Below are 23,831 nucleotides of genomic sequence, written 5' to 3' on the forward strand. Positions count from 1 at the left end.
CTCGCTCGCTACAACGCCGCCATGGCCAAAGTCCGCGCGCTCGAAGCGCAGGGGGTGGACCATGCAGCAAGCTAACCGCCTCGGTTTCATCGAACTGCTCGGCGATGCTCGCCTCTCTGACTCGGACATGGCCTACATGAACGCCGCCCGCACGGAGTTCGAACACTTGGCCAACCTGATCCGCCAGGTCGTCATCCCCGCGGTGGGTGGCTGGCAATCCCCGATCAGCAAAGAGCTCGGCGCTCACCTGGAAAACGTCCAGGTGCTGTCCTCCAACTTCTGCTGGCGCCATCGCCATGTGGGTGCTGCTCACGATGCGCGTGAGGTGCTCACCTCTGGCCCATCCAAGGTGCTGGCGCAGGGAGGTGCAGCATGAAGGCATTCGCCCATAAGCGCGGCCAGTCCGTAGGTTACTTCTTCATCCTTGATGAGCGCCGCCCCGTCCTGCCCTTCGGGGTCTGTGGTCCCTTCGCCAAGCGCCGTGAAGCGAAGAAGGCTGCGAGCAAGTTGCGGGGCGTTCGCCCTGAGAGCGTGCTGAACGTGTACGGCGGAACGGTGTTCGGCGTCGCGCAAACCTGCGAAGCGATGACTCAGGCCCGACTGCGAGCGCGCGATGAACTGAGCGCCATGCTGCAGGCGCCCACTCCCACTGCCCAGGCATTCAACAGCCTGACCAAGGAGTAAACCCATGACGACTTTTCAACAGCGCCGCGTAGCGCTGACGGGATCGGCTTGCCTGCAGAAAGTGGAGCACGCTTTCCGCGAAGCGCTGCAGGGCATCTTCGGGCAGTTGGATTGGCTGCCTAAAGGCGACGGGAGCATTCACCGCTTCCACGTGCCGGGTGATCGTGTCGGCAGCCGCAATGGCTGGTACGTGCTGTTCCTGGACGGGGTAGCGGCTGGCGCCTTCGGTACGTGGAAGAGCGCCCAGGTGCATCACTGGAGCAGCGCCGGCGAATTGTCCGCTACTGAGCTTGAGGAAAGCCGGCAGCGGATCGAGCAGGCTCGCTCACAGCGGCAAGCCGAACAGCAGCAACGCCAGCAGGCCACGGCAGAGCTTTCCCACCGCTGGTGGGAAAGTGCCCGCCGCGCCGATCCCGCTCACCCCTACCTCACCAGCAAGCACATTCGCTCCTACGCCTTGCGACAACGAGCCGGCGAACTGCTCGTGCCGCTCTACCACTCCGGCGAGCTGGTCAACCTGCAGCGAATCAGCGCCACTGGCCGTAAGCGCTTCCTCTACGGCGGACGAGTCACCGGTTGCTACTCGCCGCTCGGCCAGATCAGCCCCGGCAAGCCGCTGTACATCTGCGAAGGCTGGGCGACCGGCGCGACAATCCATGAGAGCTCCGGCATGGCCGTGGCCTGCGCGATGAACGCCGGCAACCTGATGCCCGTGGCGCTGGCGCTCAAGGCCCGCTACGGCGACCAGGTGCAGTTAGTGATTGCCGGCGACGACGATCGAAATACGTCTGGAAACCCAGGGCGCACTGCGGCCACCGCTGCTGCACTCGCCGCCGGCGCACTGGTGACCTTCCCCGAGTGGCCGGACGACGCGCCGCCATCGCTCACCGACTTCAACGACCTGCACGTGTGGAGGGCTGGCGCATGAGCAGCCCCATCGCCTTGAAGGCCAAGAGCCCGATCCAAGAGGCCATCCACAACCTGTCTGAAGACGCTGGCGCCTTGTACGCGCCGGCCGTGCTCGAGGAGCTGCGTTCGATGCGCAGCAAAGACCCAGCAGCCTTCGCCCGCCTGCGCATCCAGGTGAAGGAAACCAAGATGCTGAGCATGGCGGAGTTCGATCGCCTGACCGTCTCTGCCGAGTCGGAAGCGGGAGCAGCTGCAGGGCAAAGCATCTTCGCCGACGTGGAGCCCTGGTCGCAGCCGGTAGATGGCGCCGAGCTGCTGGATGACGTCACCCAGGCGCTCGCTCGCCATGTCATCGCGGAGAAGGAGACGCTTCGCGCCGCAGCGCTCTGGGCAACGTTCACTTGGTTGGTCGACGTGGTCCAGATTGCACCGATCGCCAACATTACGGCTCCAGAGAAACGCTGCGGTAAGTCGGTCCTGCTCACCGCCTTGGGCAAGCTGGTCAACCGCCCGCTGCAGGTCTCGAACATCGGACCGGCCGCGCTGTTCCGCTCCATCGAACTGTGGTCCCCGACGCTGCTGATCGATGAAGTGGATGCTTTCCTCGCCGCTCATGAAGACGCGCGCGGCATCCTCAATGCCGGCTTCACCCGGGATAGCGCAGTGGTCATCCGCTGCGTGGGGGACGACCACATTCCCACCCCATTCAACGTGTGGGGGGCGAAGGCTCTTTGTGGCATAGGACGCATCGCCGACACGCTGGCCGATCGGAGTGTGCCCCTGCGCCTCCGCCGTCGCACACCCGGCGAAAGCGTGGAAAACTTGCGCCACTCCGACCCCGCCCTCTGGGAGCAACTGCGTTCCCGGCTGGCGCGCTTCGCCCTGGACAACTCTGAGGCGATCGGCAAAGCACGCCCGAAGCCCATCGAAGGGCTAAACGATCGCGCCAACGATGCCTGGGAGCCGCTGCTGGCGATCGCCGATCAAGCTGGCGACCACTGGCCGAAGTCCGCACGTACCGCCGCAATCGCATTGCATGGCCTGGAGGGCGAAGCGCCTAGTGTGGGTGTGGAGTTGCTGGGTGACGTGAAGGCTGCATTCGACGCCAAGAAAGCCACGAAGCTGTTCAGCGCCGAGTTGCTGGAATACCTCATCGCGGATGAGGAAGCACCCTGGTCGACATGGAACAGAGGCAAGCCAATGTCGCCCCGTCAGCTGTCCGCAAAGCTGGCTGATTTCGGCGTGAAGTCGGGCACCGTTCGCGTCGGTGTCATGACTAAAAAGGGCTACTCCCTCGACCAGTTCCGTGACGCCTTTGGTCGATACCTTTCCCCTAGTACCCCTGTCACAAGCGTCACATCGGCACAAACCAGTAACGGCGCGGCCTCCAGCCAATCTGGAAGCGTCACACAGCCCCCATCCGTGACGGATAAAAAATCGCTGAAAGCCACGGCTGGTGCGGGTTGTGACGATGTTACGGATAAAACACCCCCTCCAAGGAAAGGGACAGGCAAGGCAAAGGCAACTTCCCACGATGAAACCGATCGGGAGGAGTTCTGATGTCTGCCCTCGACTTCCTCACCGAACGCGGTTTCGCCGCCCGCATCAGCGGCAGCAAGGTCAGCATTTCACCCGGTAGCCGGCTCACCGAAGAGGTCCGCCAATACGTGCGCCGGCACCGCCTCGAACTGCTCGCAGAGCTGGGCTCGATGGATGGCAAAACGCGCCGCATGCACTGGGCAATTACGCAGGCCGGTAAGCCGCTCTGCACGATGATCACACCGCCCCTTACATTCGAAGAAGCACTGATCGAAGCGCGCTGGCGCTGGCCTGGTGCCGAGATCACTGAGTAACACCAACCCTGCGCTGGCCGCAGGGCTGGCGCTTACTTTGACCGATGGAGGTCACATGAAAGCTGCAACCCGCAAACACCCGCTGCCCAATCGCACCGAGCAACTGCGCCAACAGCGGGACGATTATCTGGGAGAGATCGACCAACTGGAGGCGCGAGTGCCCGGCCTGGAAGCCAAGCTGGCGGATCTGCGAAAGAAGGTCGTGCGAACCAACTTGCACCAGATCGACAACGGCAGCCACGAGGTCATGGTAGAGCTGTCGAACACCAGGGCGCGTATAAACTCCCTGCGCGGCCATGTGGAAGAGGCCGACCGCAGCCTGGAGTTGGTCGAGAAAGCCGAGTCGGCATCTGCCGCCATTGCCCAGGCCATGGAGCAGATCAACACGGAGCAGCGCCTGCAAGCCACGCTGCAGGTTCGTATCGAGCAGGCTGCAACAAGAAGCCAGGGAATCGACGAGGAAATCGCTACCGCGCAATCCGCAGCGGAGTCGGCTGAACAGGCTGCCGGCCAGGCACTCGCCCAGGCGGAGGACGCCAAGGCCGAGAAAGCCGCACGCACGCAACTGGAGAAAGCTGTGGAGCTGGCGCTGGCGACCGAGGCCACCATCCGAGTGAAGCGCCGCACCATCGAGACCATGGAGAGCGAGGCGGCCAATATGAAGCAGCAGGCCGCCGACTCTCGGCAACGTGAACAGGAAGCTAAGGCGGCGCTGTCAGAAGCGCTGTGGACCAAATACGCCGAGGAATGGAACGCTGCAGCCAAGACCTTGGCCAACATCGGCGCTCACCTGGTAGCGGCGGATCGGATCAGCGGCGGCTGGGGCGCGCACCTGACGAAGCTACATATCCCTCTGTTCGGCACGCAGGACCGCGAGACCCTCACCCGCACGGAGGTGGTCGATGCCTCCGACGAGGTTTCCCTGGAGGACCTGGTGAAAGCGACGGGCTGATACCATCCGACAATAGAAGGCGCCTTACGGCGCCTTTTTTTGTGCCCCTAGTAGCAGGGCAAGCTCAGGAGCATCAGCGGAAGAACGCGTAGCAGCGCCATGCAAACAGGCAACGGAACATGGTTCTTCTTCGTTGAACAAACAACGAAGTAACTGAGTTCTAGCTAGTCGACATTAAAGTCTTCAGAAGGTTACTCCCAGCAACAAGAGCACCGGAAACTTCGGCTGTCATCGACAGAGTAGAGAGCTCAATTATTAGCTACCCCACTCCTTCGCAAGCTTCCAGTTAATTGACTAGAGCCACTGCCCGACGCCATGTCGCTGGATCAAGTCCACAACTTGCTGCCCAAGTACGGCACCGCCCGCGGCGGAGCCCGCAATATCAATCAATGAAGTCAGAACAACACTAAAAGGGAAGTCCTGAACTGCGACCTTGATCTCCTCCGCCTTCGCTGGATTAGTATTTATCTCGGAGTCGTAATCCTTCAATAGTGCCACCAAGCTAACCAACGCATCCTTCCTACCCTTAGGCAAACGCCGTGGAAAGGAGGTATCATTCAACCCAAACACACGAATAGATGCATCCCCTTTCGGGCTCAATGCCATAAAATTCCCGTTTGCAGGAAGCAGAAGCAAATGAATCCGGGGATCTTCCACAGTGGGATCTATTAATAATGCCCCACCATTAGCGTCGAGCGGAAACTGCGTGCGCTTTAAATTACTATTGCAGTAACTGCAGGCAAGAAGGTAGTTCTCCCAATTAAAGGCTTCATGAGGATAATCCGCCTTCGGCTTGAAGTGATCTATATCAGTTCCTAGGCTATCTTCGCAATACATACAACGGCTTCGCCCTGAAGCCATCTCTTCCAACGAAGAACGGACCTCTTTGAAGGCAACCTTTGGCTTCCTGCCCCATCTCGTTTCCGCATCCTGCTTCGGATCATGGGCCTGCGCTACCTTGGCGGTGGACCTGGCAAGCGTCCTAACAGTTTTTTTACTCAATGCAGGCCTATTCAGACGGCGCATTATTCCTGAGCTCCAAGAACCGCCCGTAGCTTTCTGTCGGCGAGTTCGCCGAGATCCGCGCTGAGCAATTCTTTTATTTCGCCGTATCGATCAATTTCCGACTTATCAGCCGTCCCGCGCATAAGCTTACTTTCTAGGAATGCAATTTCTTGACGAAGGCGTTCAGCTTCCAATGAGTGCGCATGCTCTAAGCCGAAGAGTTCTGTCATGACAGCATCGTCAGCACCTCCGTTTACTACTGCATTCCAAGTAACTTCATCTATATGCTCAATTGTTCTTTGCTCGCCTGGCCCTGGCAGTCTGACAATGCCGTTACTGCTGGCCGCCTGACATATAAATGGGCTATGAGTAGTGACCAAGAACTGAATAGCGGGAAAAGTCTCAGTCAACCAGAAGCCGATCTTCTGTTGCCATGCAACATGTAGATGAGCATCTACTTCATCAATCAATACAACTCCCGGCTGGCTGCAAACCAACCTGCCGAATTCATTTCTTGAAACCTCTAACCCGCCATAGGTCTCATAGATACGCCTGATAATATCCACAACTAAGGCCGCGACAGTTCTATATCCGTCACTAACCTGCTCCAAGGGCATAGTGACGCCATCACGCTCAATCCAAAGCCCTTCCGAATCAACTTTCCTTACTAGGCTTCCGTCGGGAAGAAGTCCGTCCCCCAAAATTTCAAGAACAGTACTCTTCAGTGACTCAGCCCCGGAACGATTCTCCAATGCACGCAAATGAACCTGTTTTAGCCAATCTACGGCATCTGACAGAGTTGCTGTTTCATTAAAAAGATTGACTAGGCGAGCCACTACAGGATCACCACTTAGCTTGATGACGTCAGCTGGTGGTGGGCCAAGGTGCCGATAAGGCCCATACCCGGCTATAAACCAGCCTGACGGGCCATCAGCCCAAGGGCCGCGATCAGGGATTCGTTGTCTGTTCTGTGTTTCTTTATCCATCCATCGCTCAAGAACATCATGCCCGTGACTCGATGGACTCCACTTTAACCCCGCCCAAAAAGGCGTTTTCGTCACTCGCCCGCCAGCCCGGAAAGTGTCCTTTTGCTCTGTGAATGCAATCCTCGACGCGACCATTCCCGATTCGGCACCTTTCCGAACCCAATCGGTAAAGACACCCGCAAGCGATCTCGAGGCAAGGGGACCGATAACGGAGAGCGCAATAGCTTTGAGGAGAGTGCTTTTGCCGGCCCCATTTCGCCCCGCAAAGACGGTCCAGCCAGGGTAGGTACCATCCGAATGAGCGAGCGAAACGGAGTGAGTTCCTCGAAAACTCCGCAAGTCGGTGATTTCAACTTCAGTGATGTACATACGTTAGGCCGCGATGAATGATGAGCGTGAAGGAATCATAAGGCTTTGTTAGCCTGACGCACTACGGGAACGCTTACTTGCCCGCAGCCTAATTAGCGGTGCTGGTCGCCATCGCGGTAATGGCTATGACCCTGCCGAAACGATGCGGGAGTTCGGGTGGCGATGACCTGCACCGTGGTCTCCAGCATTTGCGGTGGCGCCTTCCTTGCGCGCTGGCTGGATATCGGGAGCTGGGTTCAGGACGAATTCGGGATGCTTGCCCCGTGCGGCACCATTTTCGTCTGCGGCTTGCCGGCTTGGGTGAGCGTCCACGCCTGGTTTGCCTGGAGCGAGGCCCGCAAAGGCGTTGGCCTGCCGGAGCTTTCAAAGGAGTTCCGTGAGGGGTCCGGCCTTTGACGCACACCGTCCTGGCGCCCCCGGGGCCCCTGGCTTACCCCCGCCCCCACGGGGAAGGCGTCGAGCCTCGCGGTAAGGCAGAATTTTTCGATTTTTAGGATGCTCCACCACAAGCCCTCTCGCATTTCGCTGCAGGTCCCGTCATTCGTGGGCTGCAGCGATTCTCGACGAGTGGGCAGGGTGAGCATTTCGCCTCGCACCGATGTACAGGGTGAACGTCACACACGAATCGCTGTAAGCCCCGTCGCTGCTGGGCTCAATAGGAGTTTCATGGGTGTGCCCCTTGTACATCGGGGGCGCGCTTGTGGTCCATCAGCGCATTGGCGGAGGAGTTCGGCGTCGATCGTCGAACGGTGAAGCGCCGCGTGGAGGGCATCCCGCCCGCAGGCGAGACCAACGGCTACCCCGCCTGGCATCTTCGGGACGTCGCCCTCGCGGTGATGGGCACGCAGGTCGCCGACGATCCCGAGGGGTATGACCCCGACAAGCTTCACCCTACTGACCGTCTCAGCCAGTACCGCGCAGAGCGCGAGAAGATCAAGTGGGCGGCGGAGCAGCGCATTAGCATCCCGGCCCCAGAGGTCGAGCGCGTGGTGGCGAGCGCGTTTCAATCGCTCTCCCAGGGCTCGACACGATCCCCGACGTACTGGAGAACGATTGCGCTCTCGGCGCCGCGGAAGTCGACCGCACGATCGAGGTTATCGACGGAATCCGTGAGGGTCTCTATCAGCAGCTCACCGAGCTCTGCGACATGATGGAAGTGAACGACGATGCACGCGAGCCCGGCTAGCATCGTCCGCAGCATCGCCATAATGAAAAATATGATATGACTAGTACGGTACAGGAAGCGATTTCCTAACTAGCGTCTCCCTATCTAAAACTCAAAATAGATGATGATCATGGAAGAGTTTATAATTAATGAGTCAGGATATTTTTGGTGGAGTGAAGAGCCTCTAGAGGAAAGTGAACTTATCCCCAGAAACTCACTTGCAGGAAACTTCAAGCTGGATGCGAACGGCCTGGCAAAGCTAGAGCTACATGGAATGCTGAGCGGGGGCAGAAGTTTTTTTGATCGCCAAGACGGAAACCTCTCCGGCAAAAGCATTCGTGGAATATTAAAAGAATCAAAACGTCACGTGCTATTGATGGAGCTTTATCCCAACGGCTCAAGCTTCTCAAACATAGGGATTTCACACGAAGGGTACCAGGCCTTTAAGGCTTTAGTTTCCCAGAAAGCCTTTCCTGGCAGACTTCCCCTTAGATGCTATGAAGTAAGCTTTGATCTTTCCGGATATGATGACTGGGTTCTTAAGAACTCATTAACTACGAAAAGAAAGAAAAATCGCCTAACTGTATCTTATGCCGCGCCGAAGAATCGCTCCTATAGAGTAGGAGGAAGTGGCTTAATAAAAATATCTCATAATTTGTCCTCGCCTTTTGATGGTGACAAAAGACGGCATGTAGAGCTAACAGAGATCACGACTCTTTCCTACAGTCGTAGAAAGCCATTCCCTCTCAAGGAAGCAACCACAATATATAATCGATTCCAAGATTTGCTTTTCCTCCTGACGGGAGCCAGCAAAAACTTGGATTGGCCTCGATTGAAGCTTGGAAGCCCGCGCCATTTCTGCACGTATTACTTCTTTAGACAAGAATTTAAACAGTCGGAAGTCAAGTGGCATGAGTGCTGGCTGCGGCTTATTGACGTAGAAGATGATTTCGGAGAAATTTTTTCTACTTGGCAGGCTAGGCACGAGGAAATAGGTCCTGGATTCTATCTTTTTATCGGCACTGCTCGAGCTCAAAAGAACTACCTGGAGAATAAATACGTTAGCTTGATATGGGGGTTGGAATCCCTTCATCGTAAGACAAAAATCGAGGCTAGCGAGAATGAAGCACTAAAAGAAAAAATCAAAAGAATCTTGGATTCCATCCCAAAGGCCAAGGACAAGACTTGGCTTTCGAAGAAACTTGCCCATGCAAATGAGCCTTCGTTGCAGCAGCGGCTTACCGATATATTTAGTGTGTTGCCTTTTAACTTCCCTCAAAAGGAATTGGCAGACTTCTGCAAGTCATGTGCAGATCGCCGAAATGATATTTCGCACTTTGGCGGGCAAAGGCATAGCCAGAGTTATCAAGACTTCGTGGATGAGTTAAAAATTAAAAGCGATGCATTAATGATACTTTACCATGCCTGCATTCTTCTGGAGATAGGTATAGGTCGCGAAGTTCTAAGGTCAATATTCAAGAGCTCTCCTGGTTCCTTCTATAAAAATGAAATTCTTAAAAGGGCAGGCCTTACAGTTACATAGCTGGAGTTCCTGCGGCTGAATTAGATCAAAAACTAAAGCCTCAGCTTTAGATGCATGATGATCGTTTAACGTCTAAATGTAGAGGGCTTCTGATGCCTGCAAAAAAAGCAGTCGTGCAGGCTGGAGTGAAAGCCGCGGAGAAGCACGGGTGAGGGGGCTCCGCGGCAGCCGCCCGCAGAAACCGGCAGATAAAGGTCATGATAATCGCTCGCCACTCTCGTCTGCTGAAATGCCCCAAAAGCAGCAATGTCATCACAGTGCTGCTGCAGCACGCCCCACAATACCGACCCTTTGCTTAACGTTTCGCAGTACTGGCCGCCTATTGAGGAGACAGTCAGCAAGCATAACGACAAGGTGTGGAAGATATCGCCCTTGCGCTGAGGCGATAATCGGCAACATCCGGAGGGCCCTCGGTGCGACTTGGATCAGATTCAAGCCATCGATTTCCTCAGTTTGAGGGCATCGATGCTGGGGCCAGGTTGCCACAATTTGTGGGCCCCTCCCCGGCCACCCCCATGACGTAGTTCAAACCATCGGGGGCCCCTAGCGAATCTGGAGTCGCTGAGGGTAATTCGAGCCCCGCCCTCCAACTACATACGGCCAAATTTCGGCGGTTGGTTGTTGTGTTGTTGTCGGTGCCGTCGGGGCTGTTGACGTCCACCAATGCAAGGCAGCAAAGGCGGCGCGCACCGACCATGAAAGATCGCCCGAGCCCCTGAGCGGCGAGGCCTTCAGGAGCGATCAGACAACGGAGTGCACACCAAGCAAACTGCCAATTGAGCGTGTTGCGGTGGCTGTCCTAGCGAAGTGGAAACACCAACCAACGATGTCCTGACTCAGGACGCCAAGACTTCCTCAAAGCGAGGACGTCTCACGCTGATGAGCTTCCCTACGAGGGAGGAAACCTGGGTGAATCCTCAAGCTGAGGTTGGAGTCTCGCCAACCTCTAGGTGAAATCCAGCTCGAAATGGAAGCACCCTGCTCACCTCAGCCGCTGGCTGAGGTTTCCACAATCTATGGAGACCCTTGGCCAACCTGATGGCGCAGAACTGCGCCATGTACCGCCCTGGTGATTCTCTGGACCAGTCGCGTGGCGGCATCACCGCGGTGTTGGCGACAAGTCTTCCAAGTCAGTATCGTGCTGATTAATCATCGCCTTCCTTGATAGCTCGTTCCGCGGAACGTGGAGAAGCTTCGAGCAAGGACGTTCAACATCAGTTTTAAGGGAACCTGATGGAAGCTCTTGGGCACGAACTTCGGCCGATCGCCATGCGGATCAGCCAGTATTTCCGCGACTTTCTGGAGTCCGACTTCAAGCGTCAGCAAGCACCGCGCCGGCGAATCATATTGACAACCGACACAGGATTCCGGTCCGGGATGCGAACGTCCCCCTACCCCGAGCTGGATCGCGACCTCTGGAGTCTTCTTGGCCGGCCATCGAGTGAAGATCTGTCGCTGACGATCGAGCCGCGGCGATATACACGCCCAATCAGCGACGTGCTTCGCAAGGTGATCAAGGAACAAGTCAACGCGATCCCTGCGTCCTCCGTGGAGACCGTCCAGGACGAGGTAGAGCTCCTGGCCCTCGAGACTTACACCAAGGCTGTCGATGATCCGGAGTTGTGGGTTGAGTCGATTCAGGCTCACCTAGGAAGTAAGGCTGCCGAACACATCATCAAGCCCCTTCTCGCCCACCTGGATGGGCCATTGAGGAATCAGGCCTACTGGGTGATGGATTCGCTGTTTGCCGCGGAGAAGGACCTTGTAGAGCGAGTCTGCGGCGATTTGGCCAGAGTGCTACCAGAGCTTCTGGCCAAGCTGCTTGCCACCCAAGATTCGGTTCCACTGCGGGATGCAATCCCGCAGTTTCTAACGCTGGAGGGTACTCGCCAGGCACTGATGTCCTTCTTTGAAGGGTTCGTCGCGGCAGATGCCTACCATGAGTTCCGAGACCTCGAGACCTACGTTGCCACCAGTGACGGGTTGCAGCTGTACCTCTACATCGGTGCGCTAAAGTTCCGCGGCAACCAGTACCCACTGTTCTTCATCCCGGTTGAGGTGAACAGGTCCGAACGCGGTTCGGGTTACACGCTGAAGCTACACAATCAGCTCTATGCGAACCGGAAAGCGATCGACTTCGCCCTCCAGGAGCTGGCAGCTGGGATGGAGCGGGCCTGGATTGCCCCGATCCCTGAGCGGATCACCTACATCAAACCGGAGCAGTCCATCTACGAAGAGGCCCGGGTACTGTTCCAGCGGGTCGCCAATGCGATGGACCTGGGAGGTCGCATCGATCTCTCTTCCTCCGCCTCTGATGCCTCGACCGCGGCTGCCGGCCTATCCAGCGCCCTATTTCTTGCCGCCTATGAGCGCTCAGACGAAGCCCTGCTCAACGACTATGAGGAAATACTCGAATCGCTCAAACGCGGTGGGTCTGCAGTGGTGGATCTGTTCGAGGGCATCGTAGGCGGCGTGCTCCGAGAGAACCCGAAGTCCATTTCGCGGATGGTCGAGAGTGAGTGGGACTCTCTGCCGATGGTTGATCGCATGGTCTTTGACTCACCGATCCCACTGAACGAAGAGCAGCGAAAGGTACTGATCGCAGTACGTCGCCAGGAAGGCAAAATCGTGGTGGTCTCGGGGCCTCCTGGTACTGGCAAGAGCCACACCATCACAGCGATCGCAGCGGACTGTGCATTCAACCAACGCACATGCCTTGTGCTTTCTGACAAGACCGAGGCCCTGGACGTGGTCTACGACAAGCTTTCGGAAGCCATGTCCCGCGTGCGCCACAATCCGGATTTTCCGAACCCAATACTCAGATTGGGACAGCAAGCACACAACTTCCGCAAATTGACCTCTAACCAGGCCGTGACGCAGATAGGTGCTTATGCCAAAGCAATGAAGGCGAACCAGCCCAAGCTGGAGGCTGAGCGTTCGAGCCGTTCAGAACATCTAAAGGAGCAGATCCAGAAGACTGTGACGACCTTGGGGGCGGTCGAACTGGCCAGCATCCAGGCGTTGTATCAGGACGAGGCCCAATTGGCCGACAAGGCTCCTAGGCTGTTGGAAATGCTGAAACGAGCTCGTGGCTCCAACCTCATTGCTGAGCTGCAGAGTAGCTTTGAGCAATTGGAGGACGTGGGGCAGTACCTCACCGACCTATTTGCTGAGGATGATTTCACGCCCCTGAGCTTGTGGAACAGGACCAGGAGGGACGCGCTTCTGGTGAAGTTTGTCGAGGACAATCCAGGCCCTCAATGGAATGTTTTTGAGTCGCTGTCTCCAGGTCAGCTACGCGCGCTTGGAGACCTGCTGCTGAACTTCAAGCAGCTGAAGATGCCGCTGTTCGGCTATCTGTTCCGCGGCGCTCAGGTTCGGAACCTGCAAAGCCAACTCAATGCCCTTCCCGTCTCACGCCCCATGCAGCTCAAACAAGAGCACATGCGGCTTGACGAGGTTGCGGAAGCAGCCAGCAAGCTGCGCCAAAAGCTGCAGACCGAAGGCCTCGAGGAGGAGTTTGAGAGCTGCTACCGGATGCTGTCGCGCGGCACTGTGCCGAACCCCATTTCAGCGGTAACCATCAAGGTTGTGGCAATTCTCCGCCGCATCGATGCGGAGATAGTCGAAGCCCTGCTCGAGCAGCCCAAGGACGATGCTCAACTCTGGCCACTGGCTGTGCGGTTTGTTCTCGGCTGGCTTAAAACCCGAGAAGCCTTCGCGTCGGCGCCTCAGTTCGACTACGCGGGGACCAAGAACCAACTCGAGCGCCTCAACACCTCAGTGATGAATGCCCACGTGGACAGTCGCCTGCTGAGCTTCATGGAGAACTACCGGTCTGATGCCCGAGCCTTGGCCGGGGTGATAGCGAGCCGGCAGAAGTTCCCCGAGGACAAGTTTGATCACGTACGGGAGAGCTTCCCGGTCATCATTGCGAGCATCCGGGAGTTTGGGGAGTTCATGCCGTTGGCCCCAGACATGTTCGATGTCGTGGTCATCGACGAGGCATCTCAGGTTTCGGTGGCGCAGGCTCTGCCGGCACTGCTGCGTGCGAAGAAGGTCGTGGTGCTGGGGGACGACAAGCAATTCTCGAACGTTAAATCAGCGAACGCCAGCATCGAGCAGAACGAGAAGTATCGCAGTGAGCTGAAAAACTATTTCATGTCTCATGTCAGCGATGCAGCAGACGCCCTACAGCGCCTGTCCATGTTCGACGTCAAACGCTCCATCCTGGAATTCTGCAACCATGCAGCGTCGTACTCGATCATGCTGCTTAAGCATTTCCGGTCCTACCAGGAACTGATTGGGTATTCGTCGGGTGAGTTCTACCGACACCAGTTACAGGCGATCAAAATCCGCGGTGTACCGATAGATGAAGTCATCCGGTTCGACCAGGTGGACCCTTCAAGCTACACAGTTACTCGCGGAACCAACGAAGCAGAAGCTGCTTTCATTCTGGAGCGTCTCCTTGAGCTGATCGAAGAGGAAGACCCACCGACGGTGGGCGTCATTACACCTTTCCGTGAGCAGCAGACCCTCCTGTCCAAGAAGCTGTTCAATCACCCCCATGGGGCGGACTTCGAGCGTTTGCTTCGCTTGAAGGTCATGACGTTTGACAGTTGCCAGGGCGAAGAGCGACACATCATTTTCTACTCAATGGTGGCCACCGCTGAGGCTGACGCTTTGAACTATGTCTTCCCGGTTGCAATCAGTGACGCGGACCAGGAAGTCGAGCAGAAACTGAAGGTGCAACGGCTTAATGTCGGCTTCAGCCGAGCACAGGAAATGGTCTGGATTGTGCACTCCAAGCCCTTGGATCAGTTCCGCGGTGAGATTGGCAAAGCTCTGAATTACTACGCGAACGTACTGGCGAACTCGAACCGACTGCCGACTGCCGCGGACACTGATCAGTCCTCACCTATGGAAGCAAAGGTTCTGGACTGGTTCCAGAAGACCAGGTTCTATCAGTCCAACATGGACGTCATAGACGTATTTGCCCAGTTTGACCTCGGGGCATACCTCAAGCAGCTCGACCCGACCTACGCGCATCCGAATTGGAGAGTGGACTTCCTGGTCACTTACCAATCTGAGAAGGGCCCCATCCAGATTGTGATCGAGTACGACGGCTTCGAGTATCACTTCGTCAAAGGCAAGCACATCCATGTGGGCAACCACGAACGCTACCTGAGCGAGGCAGACGTGGAACGTCAGCTGACCTTGGAAAGCTACGGTTACCGCTTCCTCCGCATCAATCGCTTCAACCTGGGCGAAGATCCTGTTGAGACGCTATCGGAGCGCTTATACCAACTCGTCGAGCTGGCAGTTGGGGAGCCTATTTCTGACGCCGTGAATCACATACAGTCCCAGGCTCAAGGCTTGGCAAGCAAGGATCTCAAGACCTGCACGCGGTGTGGTGAAATCCGAGAGAAGGCCGACTACTTCGATCCAGCGCTGGCTGGTGGTGAAGGTGGGTATGGTCGGGTCTGTATGCCCTGCAAGTCGGGTCCGGTGAGAGTGAAAGCGAAGCGTACCGGCCGGCGGAGCTATAACAAGCGGCGCTGGCGCTGATCAGAGTGAGGCAGCCTTTGTGGCGACCTCTGCTCTGTCCACTAGCTCTGGGACAGACCAGGGAGTTTTATTGAACAGCACGGAACGGAGGGTTGATGCATGCGCCATGGAAAGGGAAATCGACGTATCAGCTTGCCGCTGAAGCGTGTCAATGGTCAGTGGGAGTTTCTGTACGGCGGTGATGTTCCATTGCGCGATGGTGCTATTGCTGATCTGGTGGTCGACATTGACTCTATCCAGGACCGCGACTTTCGGGAGCTTATCAGCCAAGAACTGTCCGTGAAGGTGCTGCCCTTGGGGGCACCATTACTAGTAGCGCTTAGCGACCGAGCGCATGCCTTGCAGCAAGCCGAGCTAGCAGAGATGCCTAATATTCCTTTGCAGTATTGGCCGCCAGGTTGCTCTCGTTTTGTCACCGTGCACATCGGACCTAAGAGCAAACGCCAGAGCGACTTGTTTGCTGAGGACGAAGGCGGACTTTGGCTCTATCAGGTGGGCCTTGACCGATGTGAGCTAGAGTGTAGCCCCATCCAGATGCCCGAGGGCTTTCCCCAAAAGGTGGCGCAGAGTCCAAACCACGCCGTCACCATGCTCTCCGAACAGTACGAGTCGCATCGTCTGTCTCACACGGGCAATGCTTACACTCAGTGTTTTTATCAAGAAATCGACGGCAAATGGCTGCCACTATCGGTCCTGCGCGATGGGGTTTTCAAACGCGCTGAGCGCTCCCTGATTGATCAAGCTTGGCGTCAGCTTGAAGAAAAGCTGGGCTGGTGCCATTTGCCACCAGTGCAAAAGAAATCTGTGCCAAAACAGGCCAATAGGGAGTCCGGCGATGAGTAGGGGCGATTCACGTAATTCAAGCCCCGGTTTCCCACTAGTATGAAACTTTCCGGGGATGGTTGTTGTTTTATTGTCCGTGCCATCGGCCCTGCTGGATTCCCGCAATGCGGGGCTCCATCGGCAGTGTGTGGAGTGCTTAATGAATGACCCTAGCCCTTGAGTGGCGGGGCCTTAAGCGGATAGCAGGCGAAGGAACTCACGCCAAACGGACCGCCTACTGAACACATCACGGCGGCCGTCCTGGCAAAGCGGAAACACCAACCAACGGCGCCCCAGGCCTGGGACGCCAGGATTTCCTCAAAGTGAGGAAATCCTACGCCGATCAGCTTTCCTCCGACGGAGGAAACCCACGCCCATCCTCAAACTGAGGCCGAAGCCTTGCCCAGCAATGGCGGACTGGATCAGCCATCGACAGGTGCGCCCGCAGGGGCCTCCACAGTTTGTGGAGACCCTTGGCCAACCTAGCCCCCCCTACGTGGGTCCTTCCCAGGGGTGGGCCCATCGAGGGTGATTCGAGCCCCGAGTTTGGACTACATACCAGCTTTTCCTGGGCAAGCCGCTTCCGGTTCCGGTTTATGGCGAAACCCGCGAGAGGACTGGCGGCGCGTTACTCATTGAACCGGAAGCGCCTGGGGCGCTACGAGTGATTTACTCACCACAGACGCTTCTACTAGTCCTCACCTAGATCATCACTCTCACGTTGGCGACGGCTTTCCAGTTCCAGCGCAAACAGCCTATGGTCAAGCAGATTCTCAAGATGGGGGTAGGCGGAAGGCTGATCCGGGAGGGAGATTTGCCGTCCAGCCAAAGACTCGTAGTCACTGCCAGCGAGTCGAGAAGAGATCGCCACAGTTCGCGATTCAGTTAGCCACAAAAGCCCTTTATCAAAGAGGGTATGGATGTCCGCCCGTAGCAGCAGACCATTATTTGTGTGATTTGAATCCGGACCGAGGTAGGGCTTGATGTGTGCGGCTTCCAAGATCTCGACGACAGGGCAATCGGTGATGGCGCAGCGAGACTTGTAAGCACGATGTAATGCGGAGCTAAAGGCTGACCTACCGTCGCGCTGCGCAATCAAGCGCAGCGCTTTCCTCCTGCTATCAACATCTGTTGCTTTTGGGGTGAGGACTTCGAGGCGTTGCTGTTCGGCGTCGACCTCCTGCAGAGCCTTGACGATTTCCGGCTCAACCAGACAGAAGGGGAGGTACTTCCCTGGGGAGACCTCGCGCCGATCCCACACACCATGCTGAACTGGGTCGTAGAGTTCGTAAGTCGTGTTCTGATGTGTTCCTCTGCGGTAAAGCCTGTCCTTTGGGTGACCCTGGTCTGAGCGATAGTCCTCGCGAATACCGCAACGATTTCCCTGAAAGCGATTCCTGTCATTCACCGTGTTAGCAGATGCAACGGCGTTTGGGTCGCCCATGGTTACGTTTCGTAGAGAGCACCAGTTGGAAAGCTCGGAAAGTGCTCTACGCCCGCCCAGGGCTTGCATCGCACTGACTAGCATTTCGCTTTGAGTTGCGGTCATCTTTTGGCTCTGAAATGGTCTTGTCGGAGAAGCAAGTATTACCGACCTCGTTTAGCAATATCTCTATTCCTGCCCTCTGCGGCGGCAGAGGTTCGGGTTTTATTGGAGAGATCTGAGTGCTGCGCCCTGTAATTTGCATATCTCCCGACCTCATTGCCAATGGAGATGCTGCAAATGCTTGTCATGGGGCCGACATGGCCGCAGAAGCCTGCCAGAAGTGTCCTTCGGGTGTTTTTTAGTTTAGGGGTACGAATAGGGGTACGTGGCAGACATGGATAGATTAATGGCTGAATAACAAAGGGTATTGTAGGTTTATTCGATTCCTCTTACCGCACCAGCTTCAACAGAAGGCTCCGCTTTGCAGACTGTGTGAAAACCTAGCCGTCTGAGCACAAGCCAAAGACAATGCCCGTATCGATCGATACGGGCATTGTCTTTTATGGGCTATATCCGCGGTGAAGGGCGTGATCAGGGCAGCTTGTTTCCAGTGTCGCTGGATGAGTTGGTTCCCGAAGAACATCTGGTCCGTGTGATCGAGGCCTATGTGGCGCGGTTAGATCTGCAGCGGCTGGGCTTCAGCAAGGCGCAAGCGAGCAAGGTCGGGCGCCCGGCCTATGATCCGGCCGACTTGCTCAAGCTGTACCTGTATGGCTACTTCCAGCGAATTCGCTCCTCGCGCCGACTGGAAGCCGAATGTCAGCGCAATGTCGAAGTGATTTGGCTGCTGGGCCGCCTGGCGCCGGACTTCAAGACCATTGCCGATTTCCGCAAAGACAATGGCGCGGCGTTTCAGGCGAGCTGTCGTGCAGTTTTGCCGCCAGGTCGGGTTGCTCGGTGGTCAGTTGGTGGTCATCGATGGCAGCAAATTCCAGTCCAGCACTCAGACAACCTGACCTGCCAGGTGCTGATGCAAGCCCAGGAGCTGGAGCAGTTCGTGATCGGCGAGGCCGATGCCCAGTTGATGCGAACCCCGCAGGGCGCGCGGGTCGCCTACAACGTGCAGAGCGCGGTCGATGACAAGCACTGACTGGTCCTGCACCACGAGGTGACCCGGGACGGCAATGACACTCGCCAGTTGTAGCCGATGGAAGCCGCTCAAGCCGTGCTGGAACAGGCGCAACTGACGGTCACGGCGGACGCCGGTTACTCCAATGGCGAGCAATTCCAGGCGCGCGAGGCTGTGGGCATCACCGCATATGTACCGCCGAACCGCGGCGTTAACAATCATGGCAATGGCACGGCGCTGTTCGACCGAAGCGCCTTTACCTACGACGCGGAGCATGACCGCTATCAGTGCCCGACAGGCCAGTGGCTCCCGCTCAAGCGGGTGCGCAGCACAGAGAAGATTTATGCGATCGCCGGCGACTGCCGCGCTTGCCCTTTGAAGGCGCGTTGCACGAATAGCCAGCGTCGCCATCTCAGCCGTCATGCCCATGAATCCGCTTTCGAGCGCATGCAGCAACGCCTGAAGGCCCGGCCGGAGATGATGGCCAAGCGCCGGGCGATCGTCGAACACCCCTTCGGTAACCTGAAACAGTGGGTATTCGGCAACGGCCGTTTCCTGCTCCGGCAGTTAGCGGGTGCCAGGACAGAGATGGCCCTGGCCGTGCAGGCCTACAACCTCAAGCGCGCGATCCAGGTGCTCGGCGCGCGTCGCCTGATTGAGCTGATGGGATGAACCCTCAGAAAAGCAAACGCCCCGAACCAGTCGGGGCGCTTGCTTAGCCTTGCTCACAGCGTGTTTTCACACAGTCTGTTTGGCGGGGCCTTCTGCTTTCTGGCTGCCCTGTTTTCACTGCTTCCCGCTGGTTGGCTGTCGAATTGCCATCAAGGCCCGGACTATACTGCCACAACCTTTGTGGGCTTTCGGTACGGGATGGAGCGGTCGGTGAAGCAGTCGAGCGAAAGCGCCAGGTTCAGTCGTTCCTTTGCCCGGCGCGTGCTTTTGCCGCGGGCCATCGGTTTGGCGGTCGGGTTCTTCTGCGTCGCGGCGGTGATCTGGGAGCAGGGACGGTCGGCCTGGGTCTGGGCGCTGCTGTTGTGGTTCTGCTTCCTGTGGCCGCAGGTGGCTTACCAGATCTCGTCACGTTCGGCTTCAGTGAAGGTGCTGGAGCGGCGGTTCGTGCTTTTCGACTCGCTGATGGGCGGCTTCTGGATCGGCACCATCCAGTTCAATGTGCTGCCTTCGGTCATGATGTTGTCCATGCTCGCGATGAACAACACGGCCAACGGCGGTGCGCGCCTGGTGGTCAATGGCTTCCTGCTGCAGGCGGTCGGCATGCTGGTTGCGGGGCTGCTGTTCGGGTTCGGCTTCTCTCCTAATACGTCCCAGGCCGTTCTCTACGCGTGCATTCCTATGTTGGTCATCCACCCGATGACCATTGGCCTCGTGCTCTACCAACTCGCCATCCAGTTGTCGAAGCACAAGAAGGCGCTGCGCGACCTGAGTCGTACGGATAGCCTCACCCAGCTGTTCAATCGCGGCTACTGGAAGGAGCGCCTGCAGCAGGAGTTCGAGCATTGCCGGCAGTCGCGGCAGGACGCCTCGCTGGCGGTGATAGATGTCGACCACTTCAAGGCTGCCAACGACCGGCACGGCCATGTGGTGGGCGACCTGGTGCTGCGCCGGTTGAGTGAGTTCATTCGGCAGCACCTGCGGGCCGAGGACCTTGCCGGGCGCTTCGGCGGCGACGAGTTCTGCATCCTGCTGCCGCGGGTGAAGCCGGAAGCCGCGCGCGATGTGCTGGAGCGGCTGCGTCGTGAGCTGATCGCGCAGCAGTGGGACAACGTGCCGGAGTTGCGCGTCAGCCTTAGCATCGGCATCGCCGGCTTCGATCCGGCGATGCAGGACTCGACCGAGTGGCTGCGCCGAGCGGACCAGGCGCTCTACGAGGCCAAGGGGCAGGGGCGCGACCGCATCGTGCTCGCCTCCGCGGCGGAGGCAAGTCGTCGGGCCTGATTACAGGCTCAACCGCATCGACAGGTCGAGCGCCTTGACGTCCTTGGTCAGCGTGCCGAGGGAGATGTAGTCCACGCCGGTTTCGGCGATGGTGCGCAGGGTGCTTTCGTCGATGCCGCCCGAGGCTTCGAGCTTGGCGCGGCCGGCGCTTTGGCGGACGGCGGTGCGCATGTCTTCGAGGCTCAGTTCGTCGAGCATGATGATGTCGGCGCCCGCCTGCAGTGCCTGGCTGAATTCCTGCAGGTCTTCCACTTCCACTTCCACCGGCTTGCCGGGGGCAATGCGGCGGGCTTCCTGGATGGCCGCTGCGATGCCGCCGCAGGCTGCGATGTGGTTTTCTTTGATGAGGAAGGCGTCGTAGAGGCCGATGCGGTGGTTGTGGCAGCCGCCGCAGGTTATTGCGTACTTCTGTGCCAGGCGCAGGCCGGGCAGGGTCTTGCGGGTGTCCAGCAGTTTCACGCCGGTGCCTTCCACCAGGTCGGCGTAGTGGCGTGCGCGGGTGGCGGTGCCGGAGAGCAGCTGGAGGAAGTTCAGCGCGCTGCGTTCGCCGGTGAGCAGGGCGCGGGCCGGGCCTTGCAGGGTGAACAGGGTCTGGTCGGCGCTGACTTGCTCGCCATCGCGGGCTTTCCATTCCACCCGCACGCTCGGGTCGAGTTGCCGGAACACTTCGTCCACCCAGGCGCAGCCGGCCAGGGTCGCGTCTTCGCGGGTGATGACCCGGGCGCTGGCGCTGCGCTCGGCGGGAATCAGCTGCGCGGTGATGTCGCCGCTGCCGACGTCCTCGGCCAGGGCGGCACGGACGTTGGCCTGGATTTCCCCGGTGAGGTCGGCAAGGGTGAGGTTCGGCATGACGGGCTCCTGTTTCGCGGTGGCGCGATTATACGGGCAGGCGCGGCGCTCGTGTGTTTCGTCGGGGAACGCTGTCGGTAAGAAGGAGTCTGACGGACGGTGACTGAACTTGTGTGAATTTCCTCAAGAATGCGTAAGAAGGGTCTTGGTTGTCATGGAGGCTTCTCTATAATGCGTCTGGGAATTTCTATTTTTGACGCCATACAATTGACGTTACGGACAACGCTTCACTGAACCGTTGTGCCACCGGCAGCCAGAGCCCGGTCGGTGGCAGGAGACTTGCGATGCAGAACGACGCGAACGTAGTGCCGCTGAACAAAGCGGCTCCGGGACAGTCGCCGACTTCTACTGCCGGCCGTCTGCCGGCTGCGCTGGTCACCGTGCGCGACAAGGTCGTCTTGCAGCTGCGCCAGGCCATGCAGGCGCTGTTCGACAACGCCGACGACACCCTCTTCGAGATGGCCGATCGGGCCACCACCAATACCGAGCAGAGCGCCTTCTTCGAGGCGATGCGTGACCTGCGCCTGAAGCGCAAGGGCATCGAGCGCGGCTTCCTGCACAAACTTGTAGAGAACTTCGCCAACCTCAACCAGTACGAGATCGGCAAGGCGCCGCAGCTGGATGCGGTGTCTTTCGACAACCTGTCGCTGGTGCAGAACGACGAGCTGGAAGAGTCGGTAGCCGTCGATGCCATGGTCAACAAGGTTCTCAGCCGCGACGGCGTGGCCCTGGCGCACCTGACCACGCGCCTGAACACCCTGGTCAGCCGCAAGGTGGAGGACAAGACCAACCCGATGGGCCCGCGCCCGCTGTGCGAGGCGTTCCTCGAGGCTTGTCGCGGCCTGGGCGTGGAGATCAAGGTCAAGCTGATCATCCTCAAGCTGTTCGAGAAGTACGTCCTCAGCGAGGCCGATCAGCTTTACGCCGAAGCCAACCATTCACTGGTGGCCCATGGCGTGTTGCCGGAGCTGAAATCCGCGCCGCAGCGTCGCTCGCCGCAACAGCAGCAACGCACCGCGCAATCGCGCAGTGCTTCCGAATACGTCGCTGAAGGCGCAGCGCTTGCCGATGGTGGCGACTACGTCGACGTCGAGCACCAGGAAGCCTTCGGCACCCTGCAGGCGTTGCTCGCCCAGGCGCGCGGCAGCTTGGCTCCGCGTCGTGCGATGCCCGCCGATGCCATGCCGATTTCCAGCGGCGACCTGATGCGCCTGCTGTCGCACCTGCAATCCCACCTGCCGGTGCAGAGCATCGAGGAAGTCGACGTTCGTCAGCAGCTCGATCACCTGCTCACTCGCGTCAGCAGCAAGAGCGGGCGCTCGCGCGTGGTCGGCCAGGTCGACGAGGACGTCATCAACCTGGTGTCCATGCTCTTCGAGTTCATCCTCGACGACCGCTCCCTGCCGGACTCGCTCAAGGCGCTGATCGGCCGCATGCAGATCCCGATGCTGAAGGTCGCGGTGCTGGACAAGACCTTCTTCAGCCGTGGCAGCCACCCTGCACGCCGCCTGCTCAACGAGATCGCTTCGGCGGCCCTGGGCTGGGCCGAGCAGACCGATCTGCAGCGCGACAGCCTGTACCAGAAGATCGAGCAGGTGGTGATGCGCCTGCTCAACGACTTCGTCGACGACCCGGCGATCTTCGCCGAGCTGCTCGAGGACTTCACCAGCTTCAGCGGTGACGAGCGTCGCCGCAGCGAACTGCTCGAGCAGCGCACCCGCGATGCCGAGGAAGGTCGCGCGCGGGCCGAGATGGCGCGCCAGGAAGTGGAGCAGGTGCTCAACCAGCGCCTGTTCGGCCGCACCCTGCCGGAAGTGGTGGTGCGCCTGCTGCAGGAAGCCTGGAGCAAGGTGCTGCTGCTGACTTGCCTCAAGCACGGCATCGAGTCCGAGCAGTGGCAATCCGCTCTGGCGACCATGGACGACCTGATCTGGAGCGTCGAGCCGCACGAGGACCCGGAGTCGCGCATGCGCCTGCTGGAGATGGTGCCGCAGTTGCTCAAGTCGCTGCGTGACGGCCTGGCCAGCGCGGCCTTCGATCCGTTCTCCACCGGCGAGTTCTTCAGCCGCCTGGAAAGCCTCCACGTGCAGGCTTTCCAGCGCTTCAAGCAGGTTGAGGAAGCGCAGGCTTCCGCCGAACCGGCAGCGCTGCTGGATGACGGTATCCCGCTGCTCGACGAAGAAGTCGAGGCGGTGCCGGCAGGTCCGGCGATGGTTGCCGTGGTGGAGGAGATCGTGCTCGTCGCACCGGGCGAAACCCGAGCGCCGGAGCCTGAGGAGCTGCTGGCGGAGGACGACGAGTCGCTGCGCAAGGTCGATGAGCTGCGCGTCGGCAGCTGGGTGGAAATCCAGGAAGACGAGGAGCACAAGCTGCGTTGCAAGCTGGCTGCAGTAATCAAGCCGAGCGGCCGCTACATCTTCGTCAACCGTACCGGCATGAAGGTGCTGGAGAAGACCCGCATGGGCTTGGCCGTGGAGTTCCGCCGCAACGCGGTGCGCCTGCTGGACGACGCCCTGCTGTTCGATCGCGCACTGGAATCGGTGATCGGCAACCTGCGCCGGCTGAAGAACGCCTGACAGGCAGCGACACCTCCCTTTGGGGGCGGCCATGCCCGCGCT

17 protein-coding genes and 1 pseudogene are annotated in these 23,831 nt (G+C 58.5%); 14 read left to right on the forward strand and 4 right to left on the reverse strand.

The window, feature by feature from the left end; all coding sequences use genetic code 11:
- Positions 1–61: 61 nt before the first annotated feature.
- Genes ACA097_RS17715 through ACA097_RS17740 form a run of 6 tightly spaced genes read left to right on the forward strand, consistent with a single transcriptional unit; the run spans position 62 to position 4,398 of the window.
- Entirely contained in the window at positions 62–376 is a 315-nt protein-coding gene (locus tag ACA097_RS17715) for a hypothetical protein (protein WP_371364879.1), read from the forward strand.
- Positions 373–684, forward strand: a complete 312-nt coding sequence (locus ACA097_RS17720) for a hypothetical protein (protein ID WP_371364881.1) — start codon at positions 373–375, stop codon at positions 682–684. Before ACA097_RS17715 ends, ACA097_RS17720 begins: the two co-directional genes overlap by 4 nt.
- Positions 685–688: 4 nt before the next feature.
- Positions 689–1,612 (forward strand): toprim domain-containing protein, encoded by a 924-nt coding sequence (locus tag ACA097_RS17725; RefSeq protein WP_371364884.1) that lies wholly within the window; start codon positions 689–691, stop codon positions 1,610–1,612.
- The gene (locus ACA097_RS17730) at positions 1,609–3,153 is read left to right on the forward strand and encodes a DUF3631 domain-containing protein (protein ID WP_371364888.1); all 1,545 of its coding nucleotides are present in this window, start codon (positions 1,609–1,611) and stop codon (positions 3,151–3,153) included. Before ACA097_RS17725 ends, ACA097_RS17730 begins: the two co-directional genes overlap by 4 nt.
- Positions 3,153–3,446, forward strand: a complete 294-nt coding sequence (locus ACA097_RS17735; protein WP_371364890.1) for a hypothetical protein — start codon at positions 3,153–3,155, stop codon at positions 3,444–3,446. The genes ACA097_RS17730 and ACA097_RS17735 overlap by 1 nt, the downstream gene beginning before the upstream one ends.
- Positions 3,447–3,501: 55 nt before the next feature.
- Entirely contained in the window at positions 3,502–4,398 is an 897-nt protein-coding gene (locus tag ACA097_RS17740; RefSeq protein WP_371364893.1) for a hypothetical protein, read from the forward strand.
- Positions 4,399–4,692: 294 nt separating this feature from the next.
- Here the strand turns inward: ACA097_RS17740 and ACA097_RS17745 are convergent, their stop codons facing one another.
- Both ACA097_RS17745 and ACA097_RS17750 read right to left on the reverse strand, forming a co-directional pair.
- Positions 4,693–5,424, reverse strand: a complete 732-nt coding sequence (locus ACA097_RS17745; RefSeq protein WP_371364896.1) for an HNH endonuclease — start codon at positions 5,422–5,424, stop codon at positions 4,693–4,695.
- Positions 5,424–6,758 (reverse strand): AAA family ATPase, encoded by a 1,335-nt coding sequence (locus tag ACA097_RS17750; protein WP_371364899.1) that lies wholly within the window; start codon positions 6,756–6,758, stop codon positions 5,424–5,426. The genes ACA097_RS17745 and ACA097_RS17750 overlap by 1 nt, the downstream gene beginning before the upstream one ends.
- A 162-nt stretch (positions 6,759–6,920) precedes the next feature.
- On the opposite strand from ACA097_RS17750, the gene ACA097_RS17755 reads away from it, so the two are divergent.
- The 5 genes from ACA097_RS17755 to ACA097_RS17775 all read left to right on the forward strand — a co-directional run bounded on the left by ACA097_RS17755 (position 6,921) and on the right by ACA097_RS17775 (position 15,877).
- Positions 6,921–7,154, forward strand: a complete 234-nt coding sequence (locus tag ACA097_RS17755; RefSeq protein ID WP_371364902.1) for a hypothetical protein — start codon at positions 6,921–6,923, stop codon at positions 7,152–7,154.
- A gap of 302 nt (positions 7,155–7,456) precedes the next feature.
- Complete coding sequence (locus ACA097_RS17760; protein ID WP_371364904.1) at positions 7,457–7,909, forward strand: DUF1441 family protein; 453 nt, start codon at positions 7,457–7,459, stop codon at positions 7,907–7,909.
- Between the two features lie 144 nt (positions 7,910–8,053).
- Positions 8,054–9,466, forward strand: a complete 1,413-nt coding sequence (locus ACA097_RS17765; RefSeq protein WP_371364906.1) for a HEPN domain-containing protein — start codon at positions 8,054–8,056, stop codon at positions 9,464–9,466.
- Positions 9,467–10,699: 1,233 nt separating this feature from the next.
- Complete coding sequence (locus ACA097_RS17770) at positions 10,700–15,034, forward strand: AAA domain-containing protein (protein ID WP_371364908.1); 4,335 nt, start codon at positions 10,700–10,702, stop codon at positions 15,032–15,034.
- A gap of 99 nt (positions 15,035–15,133) precedes the next feature.
- Positions 15,134–15,877, forward strand: coding sequence for a hypothetical protein (locus tag ACA097_RS17775; RefSeq protein WP_371364910.1), 744 nt, complete (start codon positions 15,134–15,136; stop codon positions 15,875–15,877).
- 670 nt (positions 15,878–16,547) lie between these two features.
- Here the strand turns inward: ACA097_RS17775 and ACA097_RS17780 are convergent.
- On the reverse strand, positions 16,548–17,405 hold the full coding sequence (locus ACA097_RS17780) for an HNH endonuclease (protein ID WP_371364913.1): 858 nt from the start codon (positions 17,403–17,405) through the stop codon (positions 16,548–16,550).
- Positions 17,406–17,844: 439 nt separating this feature from the next.
- Between ACA097_RS17780 and ACA097_RS17785 the strand changes: the two are divergent.
- Positions 17,845–19,083: pseudogene (locus tag ACA097_RS17785) on the forward strand (transposase).
- Positions 19,084–19,293: 210 nt separating this feature from the next.
- Positions 19,294–20,364: a diguanylate cyclase gene (locus tag ACA097_RS17790; RefSeq protein ID WP_371364915.1), complete on the forward strand. Its 1,071-nt coding sequence runs from the start codon at positions 19,294–19,296 to the stop codon at positions 20,362–20,364.
- Here ACA097_RS17790 and nadC read toward each other — a convergent pair whose 3' ends face one another.
- Positions 20,365–21,213: a carboxylating nicotinate-nucleotide diphosphorylase gene (gene nadC, locus ACA097_RS17795; RefSeq protein ID WP_371364917.1), complete on the reverse strand. Its 849-nt coding sequence runs from the start codon at positions 21,211–21,213 to the stop codon at positions 20,365–20,367.
- Between the two features lie 284 nt (positions 21,214–21,497).
- Between nadC and ACA097_RS17800 the strand changes: the two genes are divergently transcribed.
- Positions 21,498–23,789, forward strand: coding sequence for a DUF1631 domain-containing protein (locus tag ACA097_RS17800; protein ID WP_371364919.1), 2,292 nt, complete (start codon positions 21,498–21,500; stop codon positions 23,787–23,789).
- Positions 23,790–23,831 lie beyond the last annotated feature (42 nt).

Source organism: Pseudomonas sp. QL9, assembly GCF_041409665.1.
GTDB classification, from domain to species: domain Bacteria; phylum Pseudomonadota; class Gammaproteobacteria; order Pseudomonadales; family Pseudomonadaceae; genus Pseudomonas; species Pseudomonas knackmussii.